19 protein-coding genes, 1 tRNA gene and 1 pseudogene are annotated in these 19,124 nt (G+C 68.9%); 11 read left to right on the forward strand and 10 right to left on the reverse strand.

Annotated elements, in window-relative coordinates:
* Positions 1–158: 158 nt before the first annotated feature.
* From VHB92_RS11515 to VHB92_RS11525, 3 genes are all read right to left on the reverse strand, one after another.
* Positions 159–1,541 carry a DUF2252 domain-containing protein gene (locus VHB92_RS11515; RefSeq protein WP_325453898.1) on the reverse strand — a complete coding sequence of 461 codons (1,383 nt, stop codon included), beginning with the start codon at positions 1,539–1,541 and terminating at the stop codon, positions 159–161.
* Positions 1,538–2,002: a pyrimidine dimer DNA glycosylase/endonuclease V gene (locus VHB92_RS11520; RefSeq protein ID WP_325453899.1), complete on the reverse strand. Its 465-nt coding sequence runs from the start codon at positions 2,000–2,002 to the stop codon at positions 1,538–1,540. Before VHB92_RS11520 ends, VHB92_RS11515 begins: the two co-directional genes overlap by 4 nt.
* Before the next feature lie 61 nt (positions 2,003–2,063).
* Positions 2,064–2,669: a GNAT family N-acetyltransferase gene (locus VHB92_RS11525; protein WP_325453900.1), complete on the reverse strand. Its 606-nt coding sequence runs from the start codon at positions 2,667–2,669 to the stop codon at positions 2,064–2,066.
* Positions 2,670–2,838: 169 nt separating this feature from the next.
* Between VHB92_RS11525 and VHB92_RS11530 the strand changes: the two genes are divergently transcribed.
* Positions 2,839–2,912 (forward strand) — tRNA-Pro (locus VHB92_RS11530).
* A gap of 130 nt (positions 2,913–3,042) precedes the next feature.
* Here VHB92_RS11530 and VHB92_RS11535 read toward each other — a convergent pair.
* Positions 3,043–3,924, reverse strand: a complete 882-nt coding sequence (locus VHB92_RS11535; protein WP_325453901.1) for a manganese catalase family protein — start codon at positions 3,922–3,924, stop codon at positions 3,043–3,045.
* A 218-nt stretch (positions 3,925–4,142) separates the two neighbouring features.
* Here VHB92_RS11535 and VHB92_RS11540 point away from each other — a divergent pair, with 218 nt between their 5' ends.
* A complete protein-coding gene (locus VHB92_RS11540) occupies positions 4,143–5,111 on the forward strand; it encodes an SDR family oxidoreductase (protein WP_325453902.1) in 969 nt (322 codons plus the stop codon).
* Positions 5,112–5,160: 49 nt separating this feature from the next.
* The gene (locus VHB92_RS11545; protein WP_325453903.1) at positions 5,161–6,258 is read left to right on the forward strand and encodes a Gfo/Idh/MocA family oxidoreductase; all 1,098 of its coding nucleotides are present in this window, start codon (positions 5,161–5,163) and stop codon (positions 6,256–6,258) included.
* Between the two features lie 94 nt (positions 6,259–6,352).
* On the opposite strand, the gene VHB92_RS11550 is transcribed toward VHB92_RS11545, so the two are convergent.
* Positions 6,353–6,931 carry a TetR/AcrR family transcriptional regulator gene (locus VHB92_RS11550; RefSeq protein WP_325453904.1) on the reverse strand — a complete coding sequence of 193 codons (579 nt, stop codon included), beginning with the start codon at positions 6,929–6,931 and terminating at the stop codon, positions 6,353–6,355.
* A gap of 52 nt (positions 6,932–6,983) precedes the next feature.
* Here VHB92_RS11550 and VHB92_RS11555 point away from each other — a divergent pair, with 52 nt between their 5' ends.
* A complete protein-coding gene (locus tag VHB92_RS11555) occupies positions 6,984–7,466 on the forward strand; it encodes a GNAT family N-acetyltransferase (protein WP_325453905.1) in 483 nt (160 codons plus the stop codon).
* A 30-nt stretch (positions 7,467–7,496) separates the two neighbouring features.
* Here the strand turns inward: VHB92_RS11555 and VHB92_RS11560 are convergent, their stop codons facing one another.
* Entirely contained in the window at positions 7,497–8,765 is a 1,269-nt protein-coding gene (locus VHB92_RS11560; RefSeq protein WP_325453906.1) for an MFS transporter, read from the reverse strand.
* A gap of 78 nt (positions 8,766–8,843) precedes the next feature.
* Here VHB92_RS11560 and VHB92_RS11565 point away from each other — a divergent pair, with 78 nt between their 5' ends.
* Positions 8,844–9,725, forward strand: a complete 882-nt coding sequence (locus VHB92_RS11565) for a LysR family transcriptional regulator (RefSeq protein WP_325453907.1) — start codon at positions 8,844–8,846, stop codon at positions 9,723–9,725.
* 59 nt (positions 9,726–9,784) lie between these two features.
* On the opposite strand, the pseudogene VHB92_RS11570 reads toward VHB92_RS11565, so the two are convergent.
* The 4 genes and pseudogenes from VHB92_RS11570 to VHB92_RS11585 form a co-directional block, all read right to left on the reverse strand.
* Positions 9,785–10,248: pseudogene (locus VHB92_RS11570) on the reverse strand (phage tail protein).
* A gap of 23 nt (positions 10,249–10,271) precedes the next feature.
* Positions 10,272–10,664, reverse strand: a complete 393-nt coding sequence (locus VHB92_RS11575; protein WP_325453908.1) for a DUF2200 domain-containing protein — start codon at positions 10,662–10,664, stop codon at positions 10,272–10,274.
* 563 nt (positions 10,665–11,227) lie between these two features.
* Complete coding sequence (locus tag VHB92_RS11580; RefSeq protein ID WP_325453909.1) at positions 11,228–11,905, reverse strand: UdgX family uracil-DNA binding protein; 678 nt, start codon at positions 11,903–11,905, stop codon at positions 11,228–11,230.
* Positions 11,906–12,026: 121 nt separating this feature from the next.
* Positions 12,027–12,620 carry a TMEM175 family protein gene (locus tag VHB92_RS11585; protein ID WP_325453910.1) on the reverse strand — a complete coding sequence of 198 codons (594 nt, stop codon included), beginning with the start codon at positions 12,618–12,620 and terminating at the stop codon, positions 12,027–12,029.
* 215 nt (positions 12,621–12,835) lie between these two features.
* Between VHB92_RS11585 and VHB92_RS11590 the strand changes: the two genes are divergently transcribed.
* The 6 genes from VHB92_RS11590 to kdpA all read left to right on the forward strand — a co-directional run bounded on the left by VHB92_RS11590 (position 12,836) and on the right by kdpA (position 19,123).
* Positions 12,836–13,429, forward strand: a complete 594-nt coding sequence (locus VHB92_RS11590; RefSeq protein WP_325453911.1) for a YbhB/YbcL family Raf kinase inhibitor-like protein — start codon at positions 12,836–12,838, stop codon at positions 13,427–13,429.
* Between the two features lie 84 nt (positions 13,430–13,513).
* On the forward strand, positions 13,514–14,962 hold the full coding sequence (locus VHB92_RS11595) for a magnesium chelatase (protein WP_325453912.1): 1,449 nt from the start codon (positions 13,514–13,516) through the stop codon (positions 14,960–14,962).
* Positions 14,955–17,096, forward strand: a complete 2,142-nt coding sequence (locus VHB92_RS11600) for a VWA domain-containing protein (RefSeq protein ID WP_325453913.1) — start codon at positions 14,955–14,957, stop codon at positions 17,094–17,096. The genes VHB92_RS11595 and VHB92_RS11600 overlap by 8 nt, the downstream gene beginning before the upstream one ends.
* Positions 17,097–17,168: 72 nt before the next feature.
* Positions 17,169–17,360 (forward strand): hypothetical protein, encoded by a 192-nt coding sequence (locus VHB92_RS11605; RefSeq protein ID WP_325453914.1) that lies wholly within the window; start codon positions 17,169–17,171, stop codon positions 17,358–17,360.
* Positions 17,357–17,446, forward strand: coding sequence for a K(+)-transporting ATPase subunit F (gene kdpF / locus VHB92_RS11610; protein ID WP_325453915.1), 90 nt, complete (start codon positions 17,357–17,359; stop codon positions 17,444–17,446). The genes VHB92_RS11605 and kdpF overlap by 4 nt, the downstream gene beginning before the upstream one ends.
* Positions 17,447–19,123: a potassium-transporting ATPase subunit KdpA gene (gene kdpA, locus VHB92_RS11615; protein WP_325453916.1), complete on the forward strand. Its 1,677-nt coding sequence runs from the start codon at positions 17,447–17,449 to the stop codon at positions 19,121–19,123. It begins immediately after the preceding gene.
* The last annotated feature ends 1 nt before the right edge of the window (position 19,124 follow it).

Here is a 19,124-nt window from a genome sequence, read left to right on the forward strand (position 1 = left end):
CGGCCGTCTCGGCCGCGGTCGGCCACGGGAGGCGGCTCTGCCGCCTGGGCCGATACGGGAGAAGCGGCGGCGTTGAGCCGCCGCTTCCGGGAAGGTCCTTTCGGACCTTCCCGCCGTACGCGGCGCGGCCGTCTCGGCCGCGGGAGGCGGCTGTGCCGCTAGATCTCGCCCCTCTTCACGGCCTTGCGAAGGGCATGGTAGTCCTCGATGGTCTGGTCCGCGTACGCCGATGCCCATTCCGCCACGGCGGAGTCGAACGGCGTGCCGCCGCCGAGGTATCCGGCGATGAACGGCGCGGCGGCGGACTGGGCGTGAGCGCGTGCGAGCACGGTGCCGCAGGCATCCACGTAGTCGGTGAACGGGCGGAAGTCGAGGGTCTCGGTGTCGATGGAGACGTTCTGGTCGCGGAACTGGCGCACATAGAACGCGTGACTGTCGTGCCTGACCCAGCCGAGGAACGGGTCGCTGACGGCCTGGAGCACGTGCTGGTTCGAGACGACGCGGTATCCGTGCTCGTCGCTGTCGGCTCGTGAGGCGAACGCGGGCGCGCAGGACGCGGCGGCTCTGCCGAACTCGACGGCGACCGAATCCGTCGCCTCCTTCAGCTGCAGCACGAGCGACTCCTTCGCCGGCCCGGACAGCACGAGGATGTAGCAGCGGGTGCCGACGCTGCCGACGCCGACGACGCGGCGCGCGACATCCGTCGGCACGTACTGCGACAGCAGCACGGCGATGTCGGAGGGGACGGTCTGGATGTAGTCGTGCAGCACCGAGAGCAGCTCCTGCTCGGTCGCCTCGGGAACGTGCGTCAGCACAGGAGGGTTCTCGATGATGGTCGTCGACCCGTCGTCAGCACGCTCGGTGATCTTGCGCACGACGCGCGCCGAGGTGCGGCGGGATGCCGCGTCGATCGCGTGATCGAGGATCTTCTGCGAGCTCGCCGCCCGCTGGCCGCGGTGCACGTCCGCGCGGATGTAGTAGCGCTCCAGCACGCTCAGCTGCGTGATCTGACGCAGAGCGATCCGGTAGCTGGCCGCCGCCTCGAGGGCGGCCGTCTGCACCTTGGACTCCTTGAACCCGCGTTGCCGCGCCGCGACGACGACGCTCGTGACGAACCGTTTGACATCCCACTCCCACGGCCCGCATGCCGACTCGTCGAAGTCGTTGAGGTCGAACACGAGCGAACGCTCCGGGGACGCGTAGATGCCGAAGTTCGCCAGGTGCGCGTCGCCGCAGATGGTCACGTCGACGCCGGTGCGCGGGGCGTCGCGCAGATCGGCGGCCTGCACGGCGGCGGACCCGCGGTAGAAGGCGAACGGGCTTGCGGTCATCCGCTCCATGCGCAGCGGGATCAGGTCGGGCACGCGATGTTCGTGCTGCTTGCGCAGGATGCCGATCGGGTCGCGATCCTTCGCCGGCTTGTACTCGGCGTGAGCGGACCGGGGAAGCTGTCCGCGGGCCGCCTTTCCCGCGTCGAAGAGCTCGGCAGCGGTGCGGATGGAGTCGTGTTGGAACCGCAGGCGGCCGTCAGCTGCGCTCATGGGTGCTCCTCGTGTTCTGCGGAGGTGGAGCCGATAGTCACACGCTCCCATGGTTCGACGTCGCCGTCGACCACGCGGAAGAGCGGGTGCGGCAGGATGCTCGGTTCGGCCAGCAGCGATTCGACCAGCTGCGGCGACCGCAGCGTGTACTTGGCGACGAGACGCTGCCGTTCGTACTCGAGCTGCCCGCTGGTGATGGGCAGCAGCACAGGCGGCGTGGTGGGCGCATCGAGGATTCGGGAGCGGTCGAAGTGGTAGGAGCGGGCATCCGCTTCGTCGGCCAGCAGGTGCAGGTAGGTGCCGATGGCGGCCGGATCGGACCGGAATCGCTCGAGCTGCGGATGCCGGCGGTAGCCGCGCGTGATGCCCCTGAGCACCTTCTGCGCGAGGAGCGATTCGCGCCAGCACGCGACGAGCCCGACGGCGTCGAGGTACCGCGGGTGCAGACTCCACAGGCGCATGCATCAAGCCTAGGGCCGCGCCTGGACGGGTTGTGTCCGGCGGATGATGCGGGACGACCCGTCAGAGCGTCAGGCTCACGACCGCGCGGCCAGCCTGCGGACGCGAGACGATCTCGAACCCCGCGGAGACGAACGTGGAGAGCCCTCCGTGGTACAGGTCGGCGGATGACGCCTTCCGCTCCGCGGTGTCGATCGGGTACCCCTCCACGACGCGTGACCCCGAGGCTCTGCAGTGCTCGACGGCGGCCGCGAGCAAGGCGGATGCGATGCCGCGGCGCCGGAACCCGACCCGCACGACGAAGCACGTGATCGCCCACGCGCTCGGGTCGTCGGGCTCTTCCGCACTGCCCCGTGCCACGACGCGCGTCCTGTGCAGGCGTCCGTATGCCGGTCGCGGCTCGACCGCGACCCAGCCGGCGGGTTCGTCGGCGGCGTAGGCGATCAGGCGTGGGCCGGGGGAGTGGCGCACCTGCTCGCACAGCGCGGCTTCGAGGACCGGAACATCCGTGGCACGCCACTGGGCGTTCGACAGCTTGAAGTACTGGCACCAGCACGTGGCAGGGTCGCCGCGTGTACCGAACACCGTGCGCACATCACTCCAGGGAACCTCGGTCACCGGAATGACACGGATGTCTGTGCTCGCCTGGTCGCGCGCCTTCGCGTCCATGCCGCCACGCTACCGCCGGCGGATGCAAGGGGCCAGGTCGTGTGTGGGCTCACCGACCCCGCCCCAGCGACGCATGAGGCTCGGAGAAGGACCGGCCGGGTCCTCGTCCGGTGGTGCGGCCGGCCCCTTCGGACCCTGTAAACTGTCCAGGGCCGTCCGCGGACGGCAACGGGCTGTGGCGCAGTTTGGTAGCGCACTTGACTGGGGGTCAAGGGGTCGCAGGTTCAAATCCTGTCAGCCCGACAAAAGAAGTCCTGATGCCCGTCTTCATCAGGACTTCTTCCGTATCTGCAGCCGAACTTCGGTGGTGCCCTGTTGGTCCGGTCTGACCTGGCCGCGTGCGTGCGGGCAGATCGGTCCTGCCGGGCGCCGGTCACTCCTTGTGGAGCTTGTCCTGCATGGCTCCGGCCGCCTTCTCGACGACGTTCGGCACCTCCGTAGTGCCGTAGAAACGAGCATCCGGATGCGTGGGCGGCGGCATGGGCACGCTGCTCTCGGGGCCGTCGAGATAGGTGAACTCTCCCTTTCCGTCGGGAGTGGGCCCGCTCGCCCAGCTTCCCGTCGAGGCGGCCTCGCCGTCGGAGAAGTTGATGTACTGGTAATGCACGTCCTGGTCCTCCTTCTGCTGCGGGAAGTTGCTCGGCACAGGCACGTCCTCGACGCCTTCTTCGCGCAGCTCGGCGACGGCGGCCAGCCATTGGTTCTGGTGCATGGTGTCTCTGGCCAGGAGGAACGCGAGTAGGTCGCGCACACCGGCGTCGTCGGTCATGTGATAGAGCCGAGCTACCTGGAGCCGCCCCTGCATCTCGGCGTTGGCGTTCGACATGAAGTCGGCGAGGAGGTTTCCGCTCGCCGTCACGTACGAGCCCTGCCAGGGATTGCCGTTGCTGTCCACGGGCCGCGAGCCGGCACCGGCGACGATCGCCGCCTGAACATCCGTGCCGCCTACGACGGCCGCGACGGTCGGGTCATCCTGCACCGCCTCGGTGGTGATGCCGAGCGGGGCCTTCTCGAGCAGCTGGCCGATCATGACCGCCAGCATCTCGACGTGGCCGAATTCCTCCGCACCGATGCCGTAGAGCAGGTCGCGGTACTTTCCAGGGATGTGCGCGTTCCAGGCTTGGAACCCGTACTGCATGGCGACGGTGATCTCGCCGTACTGGCCGCCGAGCACCTCCTGCAGCTTGCGCGCGTAGACGGCGTCTGGCTTGTCGGGGCTCGCGGTGTGCTGCATCTGCTGTCGGTGGAAGAACATGTTTCGATGGCCTTTCTGATTTCTTCGCTGGTGAGTCCGGACACGCAAACACGCGGGATCGGTACCGGTCAGGGATTGACAGCACATCCGTCTCATCGAGGCCACATTCGAAATCGATAGGATGCCTGCGGACTCCGGCGGTGCTATGTGCCGGGTCGCGCGGTGCGCGAGGTGTCAACCCCTCTGCGGCGCTCGAACAGCCCCTTTGACTGGCTCGCATGGTCAGATCCGACGTCGTCGTCATCACGGGAGCGTCCAGCGGTATCGGTCGCACGACCGCGCGACTTCTCGCCTCGAGAGGATCGCGGCTCGTGCTCGTCGCGCGAGGGCGAGCGGCGCTGGACGAGGTCGCGAACGAGTGCAGGGCGCTGGGCGGCCAGGCGCAGACGCACGTGGCCGACGTGACGGATCCCGAGGCGATGCTCGAGGTCGCCAACGAGGCCGTCGCCACGTTCGGCCGCCTCGACGTGTGGGTCAACGTCGCCGCGGTCGCATCCTACGGTCGCTTCGCGGAGCTGCCGCGGGGTGAGGTGCGACGCGTGCTGGACGTGAACGTCATGGGCTACGCGAACGGATGCCACGCCGCCCTGCGCGTCATGAGCCGGCGCGGATCCGGCGTCATCGTCAACGTGGCATCGATCGTGGGCAAGGTGGCGCAGCCCTTCTCGGCTCCGTACGCCATGTCGAAGGCCGCCGTGCTCGCGCTGGGCGTCTCACTGCGGTCGGAGCTCGCCCTCGAGCGGAAGGGCATCCACGTCGTCAGCGTCGTTCCGCCCACCATCGACACCCCGTTCTTCGAGCACGCCGCGAACCACACCGAGGTCGAGCTCGTCGCACTGCCGCCGGTGTATCCGCCGGAGCTGGTGGCGCACGGCATCCTGGCCGCCATCCGCCATCCGGAGCGCGGCGAGCGCACCCTCGGCGCGCTCGGGCGCGGCCTCGTTGCGATTCACCGACTGAGTCCGCGTCTCGGGAACGGGATCATGGCGGTGCAGACCGCGTGGGGTCAGTTCGGCCGCGCACCGGCGCCGAGCAGCGCGGGCAATCTCTTCGCGTCCGGATCGCCTGCCGAGGCGACCGGCGGATGGCACGGCAGACGTCGCCGGAACGTGCGGGTCGTTCTCGCACTCGCGTCCGCGGCAGCGCTGGTCGCCTCGGCCGGTCGCTCCCGATCTCGCGGTCGCTGACGCCGAACCGGCCGGAACCGAAACGGTGCGCATCCGCTATCCATGAAGCATGACTGCTGACCACGAGCACACCGAACCGGCAACCTTCGCGATCGTGGGTGGCGGGTTCCGCGCCGAGGCGTTCCTTCGGGTGGCCGCTGCCGTTCCCGACGTGTTCCGGGTCACCGGCGTCATGGCGCGCCGCGCGGAAGTGCGCCAGCAGCTCGGCGAGCGCTGGTCGGTCGACACGGTGGACGCGCTCGACGACCTGCGTTCCGGGCGCCCGGACTTCGTCGTGGTGGCGGTCAGCCCGTCCGTCTCGACCGAGATCATCCGCACGCTCACCGACGCCGGTCATGCCGTGCTCACCGAGACGCCGGTCGCACCCGACCTCGCGTCATCACTCGCGCTGCTCGAGCTCGTGCGAGGCGGTGCGCGCATCCAGGTGGCCGAGCAGTACCACCTGGAGCCGCTGCTCTCGGCTCAGCTGGAAATCGTGCGACGTGGTGTGCTGGGCGCCGTGTCGGAGGCATCCGTCTCGGTCGCGCACGACTACCACGGCATGAGCGTGATGCGACGAATCCTCGGCGTCGAGTTCGAGAACGCACGAATCACCGCCAGGCGGTTCACCGAACGCCTGCAGGACGGTCCCAGCCGGCAGGGCGACCCGCAGGAGGACCGTGTCGTGGACGGCATCCGCACGTCGGCCTGGCTCGAGTTCGACGGCGGACTGCACGGCACGTACGACTTCCACGATCAGCAGTACCGGTCGTGGATCCGCACGCCCACGCTGCTCGCCAGGGGCTCCAGCGGCGAGCTCAGGGACGAGACGGTGCGCCACCTCGCGGATGCCTTCACGCCCGTGACCAGCCGCATCGAGCGCATCGAGGCCGGCGGGGCGGGAAGCCACGAAGGCAAGTTCCTGCGCTCCTACGCCTTCGAGGGCGACATCGTGTACGCCAACCCGTTCGGTCGCGCCAGGCTGGCCGACGACGAGCTGAGCATCACCTCGCTCCTGGCCAGGATGTCTGCCTATGTTCGCGGCGGCGCGCCCGTGTACAGCGTGGCCGAGGCGTGCCAGGACCAGTACCTGCAGCTGGAGATCCGGCGCGCGATCGACGAGGGGACGACCGTCACGACGACGACCCGGCCGTGGGCGGTGGCATAGGCGGTCGGCGGAGTTCGAGCGCCCATAAGGGGCGCTGTCGGATCGGCTCTGTGCAGGGTGCATGGCCGGGCGACCGGTCCGAATCGAGGGCAACCTAGCTCGCCAGGCGACGCAGGGATTCGCGGAACGCGGCATCCACTCGTTCCCGTTCTCCGGTGGCGAGCAGGTCGAGCATGCTGCCTCGAAGCAGCGCGAGCACCGCGGTGGACAGAAGCGGATCGGTCGAATCGTCAGGACCGTCATCGGTGTCCTGCTTGCCGTTCAGCACGCCCAGCCAGTCGTGCACGGTCTGGGCTGCGAATCCGGCGAGCGGACCCTCCGTCGTCCCCAGCGAGCGCCCGTACGCCTCGACCCAGAGCGTGAGCACGCGCGCGTGGTCGGGACCGGCCAGCCAGGCCCAGACGTTCCCGGCGACCGCGACGAGGTCGGCGACGGACGCCTCTCGCACCTCGTCGAGCATCGTGAGTTCGTCAGCCCTCGCCTCGGCCAGGATGGCGCGCACCATGCCGTCCTTGCTCCCGAACAGGAACATGAGCACCCCGGCACTCGTGCCGATCGCCTCGGCGAGCGGCCGCAGCGACAGCTCGGCCAGGCCGTGCTCGAGCACGTACTCGTACGCACGACGGGCGAGCTCGCGGCGCCGGGGCGACGCATCCGTTCTGTCTTCACGCATGGGGCGATAGTATCGGTACTGGAACAACTGTTCCAGTGAGAACGGAGGCGACATGGACGTCGTGATACGCACCGCCGACCGGCCGGGTGACCTCGGCTGGATCGTCATGGCCAACGCCGAGGTCTACGCTCACCAGTTCGGCTGGAGCGCCGATTACGAAGCGCTCGTCGCCCGGATCGTCGCGGACTTCGCGAACGCCCAGGATGCCGCCCGGCAGCGCGCCTGGATCGCCGAGGCCGGCGGCCGCCGGATCGGCTGCGTGATGTGCGTGGATGCGGGAGAAGGCGTGGCCCGACTGCGACTGCTGCTGGTCACTCCCGAAGGTCGCGGGCATGGCGTCGGCAGCCGGCTCGTCGAGGCGTGCCTGGACTTCGCGCGACGCTCCGGATATCGCTCGATCGTGCTCTGGACCAACTCCGTGCTCGAGTCGGCCAGGCACATCTACGAGCGAGCCGGATTCGAGCTCGTCGCCGAGGACCCCCACCACAGCTTCGGCGCGGACCTCATCGGACAGGACTGGCAGCTCGTGCTGTAGACGGAGATCAGACCCCGCGTTCGCAGGCGCTCAGGATTCGCGGGGTGCGGCGGCCCTGAGGAACACGACGGATCCGATCACGGCGATCACCACGACGAGCACGGCGAAGCCGATGAGCGCTGCCGACATGCTGACGGCAAGCGTGGCGGCGCCCAGCCCCACGACGGGCACGACCAATCCGGCATACCCGCTGAGGAAGATGCCGGCCAGCGCCTCGCCCCGGTTCTCCCGTGCGGCAGCCTGTCCCGCAGCGCTGATCGCCGTGGAGAAGAGGATGCCTGCGGCGCCGCCCGCGAGCACACCACCCACCACGAAGAGCAGCAGATCGACGGCTTCGACAGCGGCGACGAGCGCGACGAAACCGGCGACATAGAGCACGAGTCCCGTGACCACGGCGGTGTTCGACGAGAACCGTCGCACGCCGATCTGGAGCACGGCAGCCGAGGCGAACGTGGCGAACACGACAGCGCCGCCCACCAGGTGCGAGGTGTCGTGCAGCTCTCCCGCGACGAAGGAGGGCGCAAGCGCAGTGAACAGGCCGAGGACGGCGAACCCGGCGAAGGCGATCGCCGCGGCGGCGAAGTAGCGCGTGCGTGCCGCCTGGGGGATGCTCACCCGTTGCGGCCGGTAGCGCCGCCGCTCGGCCTCGGCGACCACGGTCTCCGGAACGAACGCCACAGCCAGAGCCGCGAGGAGCAGCAGGATCAGGAACACGACGAACGGGGTCACCGTCGGGTCGGGAGCGAACTGCACGAGCGCGCTCGAGACGATCACGCCGACGGCGAAGCCCCCGATGTTGGCCGCCGTGGAGACGATGTCGGACCGCGCCCGACCGCGTCCGGGATGAGCGCGCGAGTGCAGCTCGAAGATGTGCGCGGTGGCCGTCGCGGTGATCATCCCGATTCCGATGCCGGACACGAACCTGGCCACGATGAGGCCAGGGAGATCGTTCCAGAAGATGAACAGCACGGCGGCGAGCGCCTCGATGAGGATCGCGGGGAGCAGGATGGTGCGCCGCCCCATCCAGTCGCTGATGTGGCCGGCGAGGAACAGGCTGACGAGCACGCCGACCGCGTAGGTGGCGAACGCCACCGTGACCATGAACGTGCTGAAGCCGTCGCGCGCCTGGTAGATCGACCACAGCGGCGTCGTCACGACCGTGAACCCCATCGAGATGAGGAAGGCCGCCGCGATCACCCAGAACCCCGCGCCGTGGCTGAATCGCGCGCGTCGTGCGCTCTCACGGGTGGGGGATTCTCCGTGCTGGTGCCGGTTCATGGTCTGCTGCGTGTCACTCACCCCGATATGGTGCGCCGAAGGACACATCGTGTCCAACAATCGTTCGTGATTGTACCCATCGCTCAATACGATGGAGGCATGGACATCCGGCAGCTGCAGACGTTCGCGACGGTCGCAGCCGAGCTGAGCTTCACCCGGGCGGCCGCCGAGCTGCACACGGTGCAGTCGGCCGTCTCGGCGACGATCCGATCGCTCGAGAGCGACCTCGGCGTGCCGTTGTTCGACCGCAGCCTGCGTCAGGTGCGGCTGACCTCTGCCGGAGAGGCGTTGCTGCCGGAGGCGAGGAAGGTGCTCGATGCCATGCGCGCCGCTCGGGATGCCGTGGATGCGACGGCCGGCGAGGTGACCGGATCCGTCGCCGTCGGCTACATGACCTCGGTGACGCTCGTCGACATCCCTGTGCTGCTGCACGACTTCGCCGAGCGGCACGGCAGGGTGGCCATCACGCTCAAGGCGGCCGAGAAGGGCACAGCGGGACTCATCGACATGCTGCGCACGGGGGAGCTGGACGTCGCCCTCGTGTCGGTCTATCAGAGCGTGCCAGACCTCAACATCGTTCCGGTGGCCCGTTCGCCGATCCACCTCACGGTTCCGGCCGACCACCCCCTGGTCGGCCAGGGCCCGGTGAGCCTCGACCGGCTCGGCGGTGAGAGGTTCATCGACTTTCCCGACGGGTACGGGGTGCGCCAGCTGACGGATGCCGCCTTCCGTGCCGCAGGCATCCGTCGCCCGGTCGCACTGGAGACGATGGACATCGCGACGATGGGCACGCTCGTGGACAACGGCCTGGGCATCGCCTTCCTGCCCGAGTTCATCTCCGACCGTCTCACGCGAGTGCGAGTGGTTCCGCTCGAGGAGGAGCTGCACGACATGGTGGTGCAGGTCGCCACGCTTCGGAGTCGTCCGCTGAGCGCTGCGGCGCGAGCGCTTCACTCGCTCATCGTGGAACGCTCGGCCTGAACGGCATCCGCTCTACGAGGACCGGCGTCGGCGCTGCGCCCGCGTGACCGCCGCAAGCGTCAGTACGTGCCCTTGATCACGAAGTACGAGCCGCGGATGACGCCGGCCAGCCGGGACTTCTGGCGCGCAAACTTGAAGCTCGCCGCCAGCTCGTCCGGCACCTCCATGCCTTCGGAGAGCTTGAAGCCCACCGCGCGCTTGCCGCCATCGGCGAGCGTGTACATCACATTGATCGACAGCCCCGACTCGTAGAAGACGTACGCCATGCGGATGCCGTCCACCACGAACTCCGTCGCCTCGAGCGGGCGCGACGCGATCGTCAGGCCGCGTTCCTCCGTCAGGATGCGGCTCACCCACTCGAGCGTCGCGGGCGCTCGTCGGCGGGCACGACCGTGAACGTGTGGTCGTACTTGTTCTTGAAGTACCGAGCCTCGTTCGCACGCAGCCCCGCGAGCGCATCCGCGACGGGAGACGATTCCAGTCGGGTCGTGGACACGGTGGTGAAGTCGACGGTGTAGGCCATTGCTCCTCCAGGGGGGTGCTGCGTCAGCCCACCGTATCGGACGGTGCTGCGGCCGAGGCGCCGCGTGCCGCGGTGGGAGCGCGGAGCACCTTCTCCAGCGGTCTGCCCTTGGCCAGCTCGTCGACGAGCTTGTCGAGGTAGCGGATCTTCTGCATGAGCGGATCGTCGATGCTCTCCACTCGCACGCCGCAGATGGATCCGGTGATGAGCCCAGCGTGCTCGTTGAGGGTGGCCTCTGCGAAGAACTGCTCGAAGGTGCTGCCGTCGTTCAGCCGCTGCGCGAGTGCGGCGGCGTCATAGCCGGTCAGCCAGCAGATGACCTGATCGAGCTCGGCCCGGGTGCGGCCCTTGCGCTCCACCTTGGCCAGGTAGAGCGGATACACCGAGGCGACGCTGGTCGTGAAGATCCGGCTCACCCCAGAAGCCTAGCCAGCGGGCGACGGCCGGACCAGATCGGACGAACGGGTGGCGGGCGCGGCTGTGTCAATCGGGTCACGGCGTCGGCCGTGCCGTCCTATCCTGTCCGCATCGCCGGCAACGGCGTGCCGGCAACCGCGACGCCGGCGAGCACGGTCATGCGAGCAAGACGCACACGGGCGGCGCCGCGCCGAGAACCCGCCGGACCCCACCCACCGGACCCCACCCACCGGACCCCAACACCCGACCTCAACACGGGACACCAACAAGAGGAGCGACCCATGGACAGTGACGAAGGCATCCACATCGAGTCCGGCGACGCGGACGAAGCGACGATCCCCAGCTCCGACACCGAGCCGCGGGATCCCGACCAGATCGGCACACCGGACCCGCTTCCGGAGGAGGACGTCGAGGCCGAGGAGCAGGAGGAGCTCGAGGCGGAGGGCTACGGGATCCCGACGAGGCCCAGCCGGAGACGCAGGGTGAGGATCCGTTCGTGGCCGAGCTCGGCGAGGAAGGCAACGGCGACCTGGCGCCCGAGGACCTCTAGCTGCGCAGGGGCTCAGCGGGCCGCGCTCGCCGCTGCTTCCAGATCGCCGACGAAGCGGTCGAAGGCCTCGTCGAAGCCGTCCTTACCTCGCAGGCGCAGAACGGCGGACGGGTGCGTCGTGACGAACACGCCGGCCTCCGACGCAGCATCCGGGCCGTCGAAACGCTGCCCGCGAGCGCGCGAGATCGCAAGCGGGCGCCCGAGCACGGCACGCACCGCTGTGGCACCCAAACACACGACGACGGCCGGCTTGACGGCCGCGAGCTCCGCTTCCAGCCAGGGATGACACGCCACGATGTTGCCGACGTCGGGTTTGTCGTGAATGCGGCGCTTGCCCACCGCGTGGTGCCGGAAATGCTTGACGGCGTTGGTGAGGTACGTGCTGCTGCGGTCGATGTGCGCGGCCTCCAACGCCTCGTCGAGCAGCCTGCCGGCCGGCCCGACGAACGGCTCTCCCGTGGTGTCCTCCTGATCGCCCGGCTGTTCGCCGACGAGCATGATGGCGGCGGATGCCCGGCCCTGCGAGAACACGACGTGTCGCGCGTCGCGCCACAGCTCGCATCCGCGGCATCCGGATGCGGCCTCCCGCAGTGACGTCAGCGTGCGGCGCTCCGGCAGCCACAGTTCGGCGCCGGGACGATCCGCGTCGGAAGGATGGTCGGTCTTCGCTCCATCGCTCGTCTTCGACATGACGCCAGACGAACACCGATGACGGCGCTCCGCGAGTGCTTGCGCGCCGCGCGCCGACCGATTAGCCCGTCGGCATGCACGGGCGCCGTCGTTCCGGGAAGGGGACGCGCTGGCGTCCGGGTCAGTCGTGGTCCTCCGGGTGCGCCTCCAGGTACCGCTCGATGCGCCGGTCGGGAATCAGCCAGATGACGGCGACGGCGACGAAGGGCAGCAGGCCGAGCCAGGGCACGACGAACGCCAGCCCGATGCCCAGCGCGTACAGCACGGGCGAGATCGCGCCCTTGATGTCGCGGCCGAGGGCATCCCGCAGCTTCTGCCCGTCCGGTCGCCGGGCGATCACGAGCTCCAAAATCGTGTAGGCGATCGCGGCGGCGAACAGGTTGAGCCCGTACGCCACCGTGGGCACCAACGCCACCTGCGTCTCGGTCAGCCACTGCGTGGTGAACGGGTAGAGCGAAAGCCAGAACAGCAGGTGCAGATTCGCCCATAGCACGCGACCGTCGACCCTGGGCCGCAGCTGGAACAGGTGGTGGTGGTTGTTCCAGTAGATGCCGATGTAGATGAAGCTCAGCAGATACGTGAGCAGGCCGAGACCGGAGGTTCGCACGAGGGAGACGAGGCTGGTGCCTTCCGGCACGGCGAGGCCGAGCACCATGACCGTGATGATGATGGCGAGGACGCCGTCGCTGAACGCCTCCAGCCGATTGGACCTCATCGCACACCATCGCTCTGCTCGACGGAGGACGTCGTCGCTGCTGCACGGGATGACACGCTCACATGGGAAGCCTACGGTTCGCACTGGTGCCGTCCAGACTCGAAATACTGCGGCGACGTCCCCGATGGAAGAATCGAGGCGGCCGCTCGCGCGACAGGACCGGTGAGCCGACGCCCGCGACGGAAGCCATCCGCAGCTCGATGAAAGGACGACGCGTGTCTCTCGCAGAGCTCTTGGTCACCCCGCTCGGCTGGATGCTGCGCGGGCAGCGCCCCGACCCGCAGCGCAGCGTGCGGTTCGCACCTGAGCTCGCCGCGTTACGGACCATCGCCGTGACGTCGCCCGACTTCGAGGCGGGCGGACGCATCCCGCGGCGCTACTGCGGGATCGGCCGGGGGCAGAACGTCTCGCCCGCCCTCGACTGGATCGGCGTGCCGCAGGAGACGCGACAGCTGCTGCTCATCCTGGAGGACACGGATGCCCCGCTGAAGTCGCCCATCGTGCACATGATCGCGCTGCTCGTGCCTGGAACGGCGCAGGAGGGAGCCGCCGCGTCGGGCGGCGTGGCCGAGGGCGCGCTCACGCCCGGCAACCTCGCCGTGCAGTACGTGCCCGCCTTCCGTGGCTGGCTCGCCTACCAGGGGCCCCGACCGCTGCCCGGCCACGGCGCTCACCACTACGGGTTCCACCTGTTCGCGCTCGACCGGGAACTGGATGCGCACACGATCGGCGGCCTCGGCGACCTGCTGCAGCAGGCGGCCGGTCACGTGCTCGCCTCCGGTGTCCTCGTGGGCACGCACCGTTCCTGACGACCGCTCCGCACTCGAGGAACAAGACGGGAACATCGTCGAACAGTCCTCTCTCAGCCGGGGCGACCGTGCGTATCGTGGAGCATGACGCCTTCTGACGAGTCGTACCCGCTGTCCGCAAGCGTGGCCTCCGCCGACGGGGTCGCCTCCGCTGCCCCCGCGATCCGCACGGTGGGGGAGTTGCGCGCCTCGGGCCACGTGCAGAAGCCCCTCCGCACCGAGGTGCGCGACAACCTGCTCGCGAAGCTGCGGGCCGGAGAGGATCCGTGGCCGGGCGTGCACGGTTTCGAGAGCACCGTCATCCCGCAGCTCGAGCGCGCGCTCATCGCCGGTCATGACATCGTGCTGCTCGGCGAGCGCGGCCAGGGCAAGACGCGCGTGCTGCGCACGATAGGCGGGCTTCTCGACGAGTGGACGCCCGTCATCGCAGGGTCCGAGCTGGGCGAGCATCCGTACGAGCCCATCACGCACGCCTCGATCCGCCGCGCGGCCGAGCTCGGCGACGAGCTGCCCATCGCCTGGCGGCACCGCAGCGAACGGTACGTCGAGAAGCTCGCGACACCGGACACGTCTGTCGCCGACCTGATCGGCGACGTGGACCCGATGAAGGTCGCCGAGGGCCGCTCGCTCGGAGACCCGGAGACGATCCACTTCGGCCTCATTCCCCGCAGCCACCGCGGCATCGTCGCGATCAACGAGCTTCCCGACCTGGCCGAGCGCATCCAGGTGTCGATGCTCAACGTGATGGAGGAGCGCGACATCCAGATCCGCGGGTACGTGCTGCGGCTGCCGCTGGATGTGCTCGTGGTCGCGAGCGCCAACCCCGAGGACTACACGAACCGCGGACGCATCATCACGCCGCTGAAGGACCGCTTCGGCGCGGAGATCCGCACGCACTACCCGCGACAGCTCGAGGCCGAGATCGCCGTGATCAGGCAAGAGGCCGACCTCGTCGCGGATGTCCCCGATCACCTCGTGGAGATCCTCGCCCGATTCACCCGCAACCTGCGCGAGTCGAGCTCGATCGACCAGCGCAGCGGCGTGAGCGCGCGGTTCGCGATCGCGGGCGCCGAGACCATCGCGGCGGCCGCGCTGCACCGCGCGACGCAGCGCGGCGAAGACGAGGCCGTCGCGAGAACCGTCGACCTGGACACGGCCGTCGAGGTGCTCGGAGGCAAGATCGAGTTCGAGACGGGCGAACAGGGCCGGGAGTCCGAGGTGCTCACGCATCTGCTCCGCACGGCGACGGCGGATGCCGTGCGGGCGCACTTCCGAGGCATCGACTTCGGTCACCTGGTCACCGCGATCGAGGCGGGCGCCATGGTCGCGACGGGGGAGCGGGTGACGGCTGCCGAGTTCCTCGAGGGGCTTCCCATGCTGGGCGAGTCCCCGGTGTACGACGAGATCGTGGAACGGCTGGATGCCCGCACCGACGGCGAGCGCGCCGCCGCCATCGAGCTCGCGCTGGAGGGCCTGTACCTGGCGCGCAAGATCGGCAAGGACACCGACGGGAACGAGACCATCTATGGCTGAGCGGTTCGGGCGTCGCGACTCCGGAAGCCCGTACGGGCCGCCCATCAGCAGATTCCACAGATACGAGGGCGGCGACCCGCTCGCGCCCCCGGTCGACCTCGCCGAGGCGCTGGACGCGATCGGCGAGGACGTCATGGCCGGCTACTCGCCGGAGCGCGCGCTGAACGAGTTCCTCCGGCGCGGCGGCCGCGACCAGGCCGGCCTCGACGATCTGGCGCGCCGCGTGGCGGAGCGACGCAGGGACCTGGTGCGGCGGCACGACCTCGGCGGAACGCTGCAGGACATCAAGAGGCTGCTCGACCATGCCGTGCTGGAGGAGCGCAAACAGCTGGCGCGCGACGTCGACATGGACGACACCGACCGCTCGTTCGCCGAGATGCGGCTGGAGAGCCTTCCCGCGTCGACCTCCGCCGCCGTGAACGAGCTCAGCGACTACGACTGGCGGTCGTCGCAGGCGCGCGCCGACTACCAGAAGATCAAGGACATGCTGGGCCAGGAGCTGCTCGGCCAGCGCTTCTCGGGCCTCAAGCAGACGTTGCAGAACGTGACGGACGAAGACAGGCAGTCCGTCAACGAGATGCTCAGCGACCTCAACGACCTGCTCGGCAAGCACCGCCGGGGCGAGGATACGCAGGCCGACTTCGACGAGTTCATGGACAAGCACGGACAGTACTTTCCGGAGAACCCGCAGAACGTCGACGAGCTGATCGACGCACTCGCGCAGCGGTCGGCCGCGGCCCAGCGCATGCTCAACTCGATGACCGACGAGCAGCGCCAGGAGCTGATGGAGCTGTCGGCGCAGGCGTTCGGGTCACCGCAGCTGATGGAACAGCTGTCCGACCTCGACGACAACCTGCGCGCCCTGCGCCCGGGCGAGGACTGGAGCGGTTCGGAGCGTTTCGACGGCGACGAGCCGCTCGGACTGGCGGAAGGGACCCAGGTGCTGTCTGACCTGGCCGATCTCGACGAGCTCGCCGAACAGCTCTCACAGGGGTACGACGGCGCCCGGCTCGACGATGTCGATCTCGACAAGCTGGCCAGGCAGCTGGGCGACGATGCGGCGGTGGATGCCCGCACCCTGCGCGACCTCGAGCAGGCGCTGCGGCGCAGCAACACGTTCCGCCGCGACTCCCGCGGCAACCTGCAGCTGACCCCCAAGGCGATGCGCCAGCTGGGTCAGTCTCTGCTGCGCGACATCGCGCAACGGATGTCACGGCGCAGGGGAGAGCGCGACGTGCACCTTGCAGGCGCCGCCGGCGAGGCATCCGGCGGCACCAAAGCATGGGAGTTCGGGAGCACCGAGGCGTGGGACATCCCGCGGACGATGCTGAACGGCGTACTGCGGAGGGCGTCGGGCACCGCGACGGACGGCGGGCGTCGGATCGAGCTGGACGACATCGAGGTGCTGGAGACGGAGTCGCGCACACAGGCCGCCGTCGCACTGCTCGTGGACACCTCGTTCTCCATGGCGATGGACGGACGGTGGGTGCCGATGAAGCGCACGGCGCTGGCGTTGCACACGCTCATCCGCTCCCGTTTCCGCGACGACAGCCTGGAGCTCATCGGGTTCTCCCGGCATGCGCAGGTGATGGAGATCGAGGAGCTCACCGGCCTGGACGCCATGTGGGACAAGGGAACCAACCTGCATCACGCCTTGTTGCTGGCCAACAGGCACTTCCGCAAGCATCCTGATGCGCAGCCCGTGCTGCTCGTCGTCACCGATGGGGAGCCGACATCGCACGTGGAGCCGGACGGCTCCGTGCGCTTCGCGTACCCGCCGCATCCGATCACGATCGCGCACACCGTTGAGGAGCTGGATGTCTCGATGCGACTCGGCGCGCAGATCACGATCTTCCGGCTCGGCTCGGACCCCGGGCTGGCGCGCTTCGTCGACGGCCTGGCGCGCCGCGTGAACGGACGGGTCGTCGCCCCGGAGCTCGAGGATCTCGGCGTCGCCGTGGTGGACAGCTACCTCGGCTCACGGGGCACCCGCCCCGGCCGTCAGGGCGCCACTGACGGCGGCTTCGACGGCGGAACGCCGGGGTACGACCCCTTCAGCGGCTACGGCAGCGGCTACGGGGGAGGATACGGCGACGGCTGGTTCAGCGGCCGCGGCTTCTGGGTCGATCCCTGACGCGGGACCCGTGGCGTCGCTCCTCGAGCCGGTCGAGCGCACGGAATCCGTGAGCATCGGCGATCCGGCCGTGTGGATTCCGTAAAGGGAGGCTGCGGGCACCGGCATCCGGAGTTCGATGGTTCCTCGGTCGCAGGGCGCGGCCCGCCGCGATGGCGGCGTGACGGAACGGACATCCTCGTGCTGGACCTCGTCTGCGTTCTCGGCATCGGCGTGCTCGGCGCGGTCGTCGCGCTCGTCGGCAAGGCGGTCGAGAAGCTGTGACCTTCTTCGCCGTACTGTCGGCAGCACTCGCCGTGGCGACTCTCGTGTACCTGGTGTACGCCCTCGTGAAGCCGGAGAAGTTCTAGGTGCTCACGTTCTGGCTCTTCCTCGCCCAGCTCGCCACCGTCGCGCTGATGCTCGCACTCTGCTATCGGGTGCTCGGCGACCACATCGCGCATACCTTCACGTCGCACCGAGACCTGAGGATCGAGCGCGGGTTCTATCGGCTGATCGGGGTCGACTCCGCCTCCCAGCAGACCTGGCCGGTGTACCTGCGCAGCGTGCTCGCGTTCTCGATCATCGGAGTGCTCCTCGTCTATCTGCTGCAACGGCTGCAGGCGTGGCTGCCGTACTCGCTCGGGCTTGGGCCCGTGCCCGAAGGATTGTCGTTCAACACGGCGATCTCCTTCGTCACGAACACCGACTGGCAGTCGTACTCGCCCGAGACGACCGTCGGCTACTCGGTGCAGATGGCGGCTCTCACCGTGCAGAACTTCGTCTCCGCCGCCGTCGGCCTCGCCGTCGCCGTCGCACTCATCAGAGGGCTCGCCGCACGCCGCTCCGGCACGATCGGCAACTTCTGGGTCGACCTGACCCGCGGCATCCTGCGCATCCTGCTGCCGCTCTCGGTGATCTTCACGATCGTGCTCATCGCGGGCGGCGCGATCGAGAATCTGAACGCCGTGCAGACCGTGCACACCCTGACGGGCGGCACGCAGACGCTGCCGGGCGGTCCCGTCGCCTCACAGGAGGCGATCAAGCTGCTCGGCAACAACGGCGGCGGATTCTTCAACGCCAACTCGGCGCATCCGTTCGAGAACCCGACGCCGTGGACGAATGTCGTCGAGGTGTTCCTCATGCTGCTCGTTCCGTTCTGCCTTCCGCGTGCTTTCGGCACGATGGTTGGCGACCGGCGGCAGGGATACGCCATCGTCGCGGCGATGGGCGTGATCTTCGTGGCATCCGTCTCGCTGTTCACCTGGCTCGAGTCGACGACGTCGGGAACGGCAACGGCTGCGGCGGGCGGCGCACTGGAGGGCAAGGAGGAGCGGTTCGGCATCCTCGGCTCCACACTCTTCGGCACGACGAGCACGCTCACCTCGACAGGCGCGGTGAATGCCGCGCACGACAGCCTCACGCCGCTCGGCGGCATGATGACGATGATCAACATGATGACCGGGGAGGTCGCCCCCGGCGGTATCGGCGCCGGGCTCTACGGAATGCTCGTGATGGCGATCGTGGCAGTCTTCCTCGCCGGGCTCATGGTGGGACGCACGCCGGAGTACCTCGGCAAGAAGATCGGATCGCGCGAGGTCAAGCTCGCCAGCCTGTACTTCCTCACCACGCCGGTCATCGTGCTCGTCGGAACCGGGCTGAGCTTCGCGCTTCCCGGCGTGGCGCAGAACGTCGAGAAGACGACGATCTTCAACCCCGGCCAGCACGGGTTCTCCGAGATCCTCTACGCCTTCACGTCCGCGGCGAACAACAACGGATCGGCGTTCGCGGGGATCTCCGCGAACACACCCTGGATGAACGCGGCGCTCGGAGCGGCGATGTTCCTCGCCAGGTTCATCCCGATCGTCTTCGTGCTCGCCCTGGCCGGCTCCCTCGCCGCCCAGGAGAAGACCCCTGCCACGAGCGGCACCCTGCCGACGCATCGGCCGCAGTTCGTCGGACTGCTCGTGGGAACCATCCTGATCATCACGGCGCTGACCTACTTCCCGGTGATCGCGCTCGGGCCACTGACGGAAGGACTGCACTGAC

It is taken from the genome of Humibacter sp. (genome assembly GCF_035547335.1).
Lineage (GTDB): Bacteria > Actinomycetota > Actinomycetes > Actinomycetales > Microbacteriaceae > Humibacter.

Excerpts from the sequence above, each read along its gene's own strand:
- VHB92_RS11515 (WP_325453898.1), bottom strand. The coding sequence starts at position 1,541 with ATGAGCGCAGCTGACGGCCGCCTGCGGTTCCAACACGACTCCATCCGC.
- VHB92_RS11535 (WP_325453901.1), bottom strand. The coding sequence starts at position 3,924 with ATGTTCTTCCACCGACAGCAGATGCAGCACACCGCGAGCCCCGACAAG.
- VHB92_RS11525 (WP_325453900.1), bottom strand. The coding sequence starts at position 2,669 with ATGGACGCGAAGGCGCGCGACCAGGCGAGCACAGACATCCGTGTCATT.
- VHB92_RS11540 (WP_325453902.1), top strand. The coding sequence starts at position 4,143 with ATGGTCAGATCCGACGTCGTCGTCATCACGGGAGCGTCCAGCGGTATC.
- VHB92_RS11580 (WP_325453909.1), bottom strand. The coding sequence starts at position 11,905 with ATGTCGAAGACGAGCGATGGAGCGAAGACCGACCATCCTTCCGACGCG.
- VHB92_RS11550 (WP_325453904.1), bottom strand. The coding sequence starts at position 6,931 with ATGCGTGAAGACAGAACGGATGCGTCGCCCCGGCGCCGCGAGCTCGCC.
- VHB92_RS11555 (WP_325453905.1), top strand. The coding sequence starts at position 6,984 with ATGGACGTCGTGATACGCACCGCCGACCGGCCGGGTGACCTCGGCTGG.
- VHB92_RS11565 (WP_325453907.1), top strand. The coding sequence starts at position 8,844 with ATGGACATCCGGCAGCTGCAGACGTTCGCGACGGTCGCAGCCGAGCTG.
- VHB92_RS11520 (WP_325453899.1), bottom strand. The coding sequence starts at position 2,002 with ATGCGCCTGTGGAGTCTGCACCCGCGGTACCTCGACGCCGTCGGGCTC.
- VHB92_RS11600 (WP_325453913.1), top strand. The coding sequence starts at position 14,955 with ATGGCTGAGCGGTTCGGGCGTCGCGACTCCGGAAGCCCGTACGGGCCG.
- VHB92_RS11545 (WP_325453903.1), top strand. The coding sequence starts at position 5,161 with ATGACTGCTGACCACGAGCACACCGAACCGGCAACCTTCGCGATCGTG.
- VHB92_RS11595 (WP_325453912.1), top strand. The coding sequence starts at position 13,514 with ATGACGCCTTCTGACGAGTCGTACCCGCTGTCCGCAAGCGTGGCCTCC.
- VHB92_RS11585 (WP_325453910.1), bottom strand. The coding sequence starts at position 12,620 with ATGAGGTCCAATCGGCTGGAGGCGTTCAGCGACGGCGTCCTCGCCATC.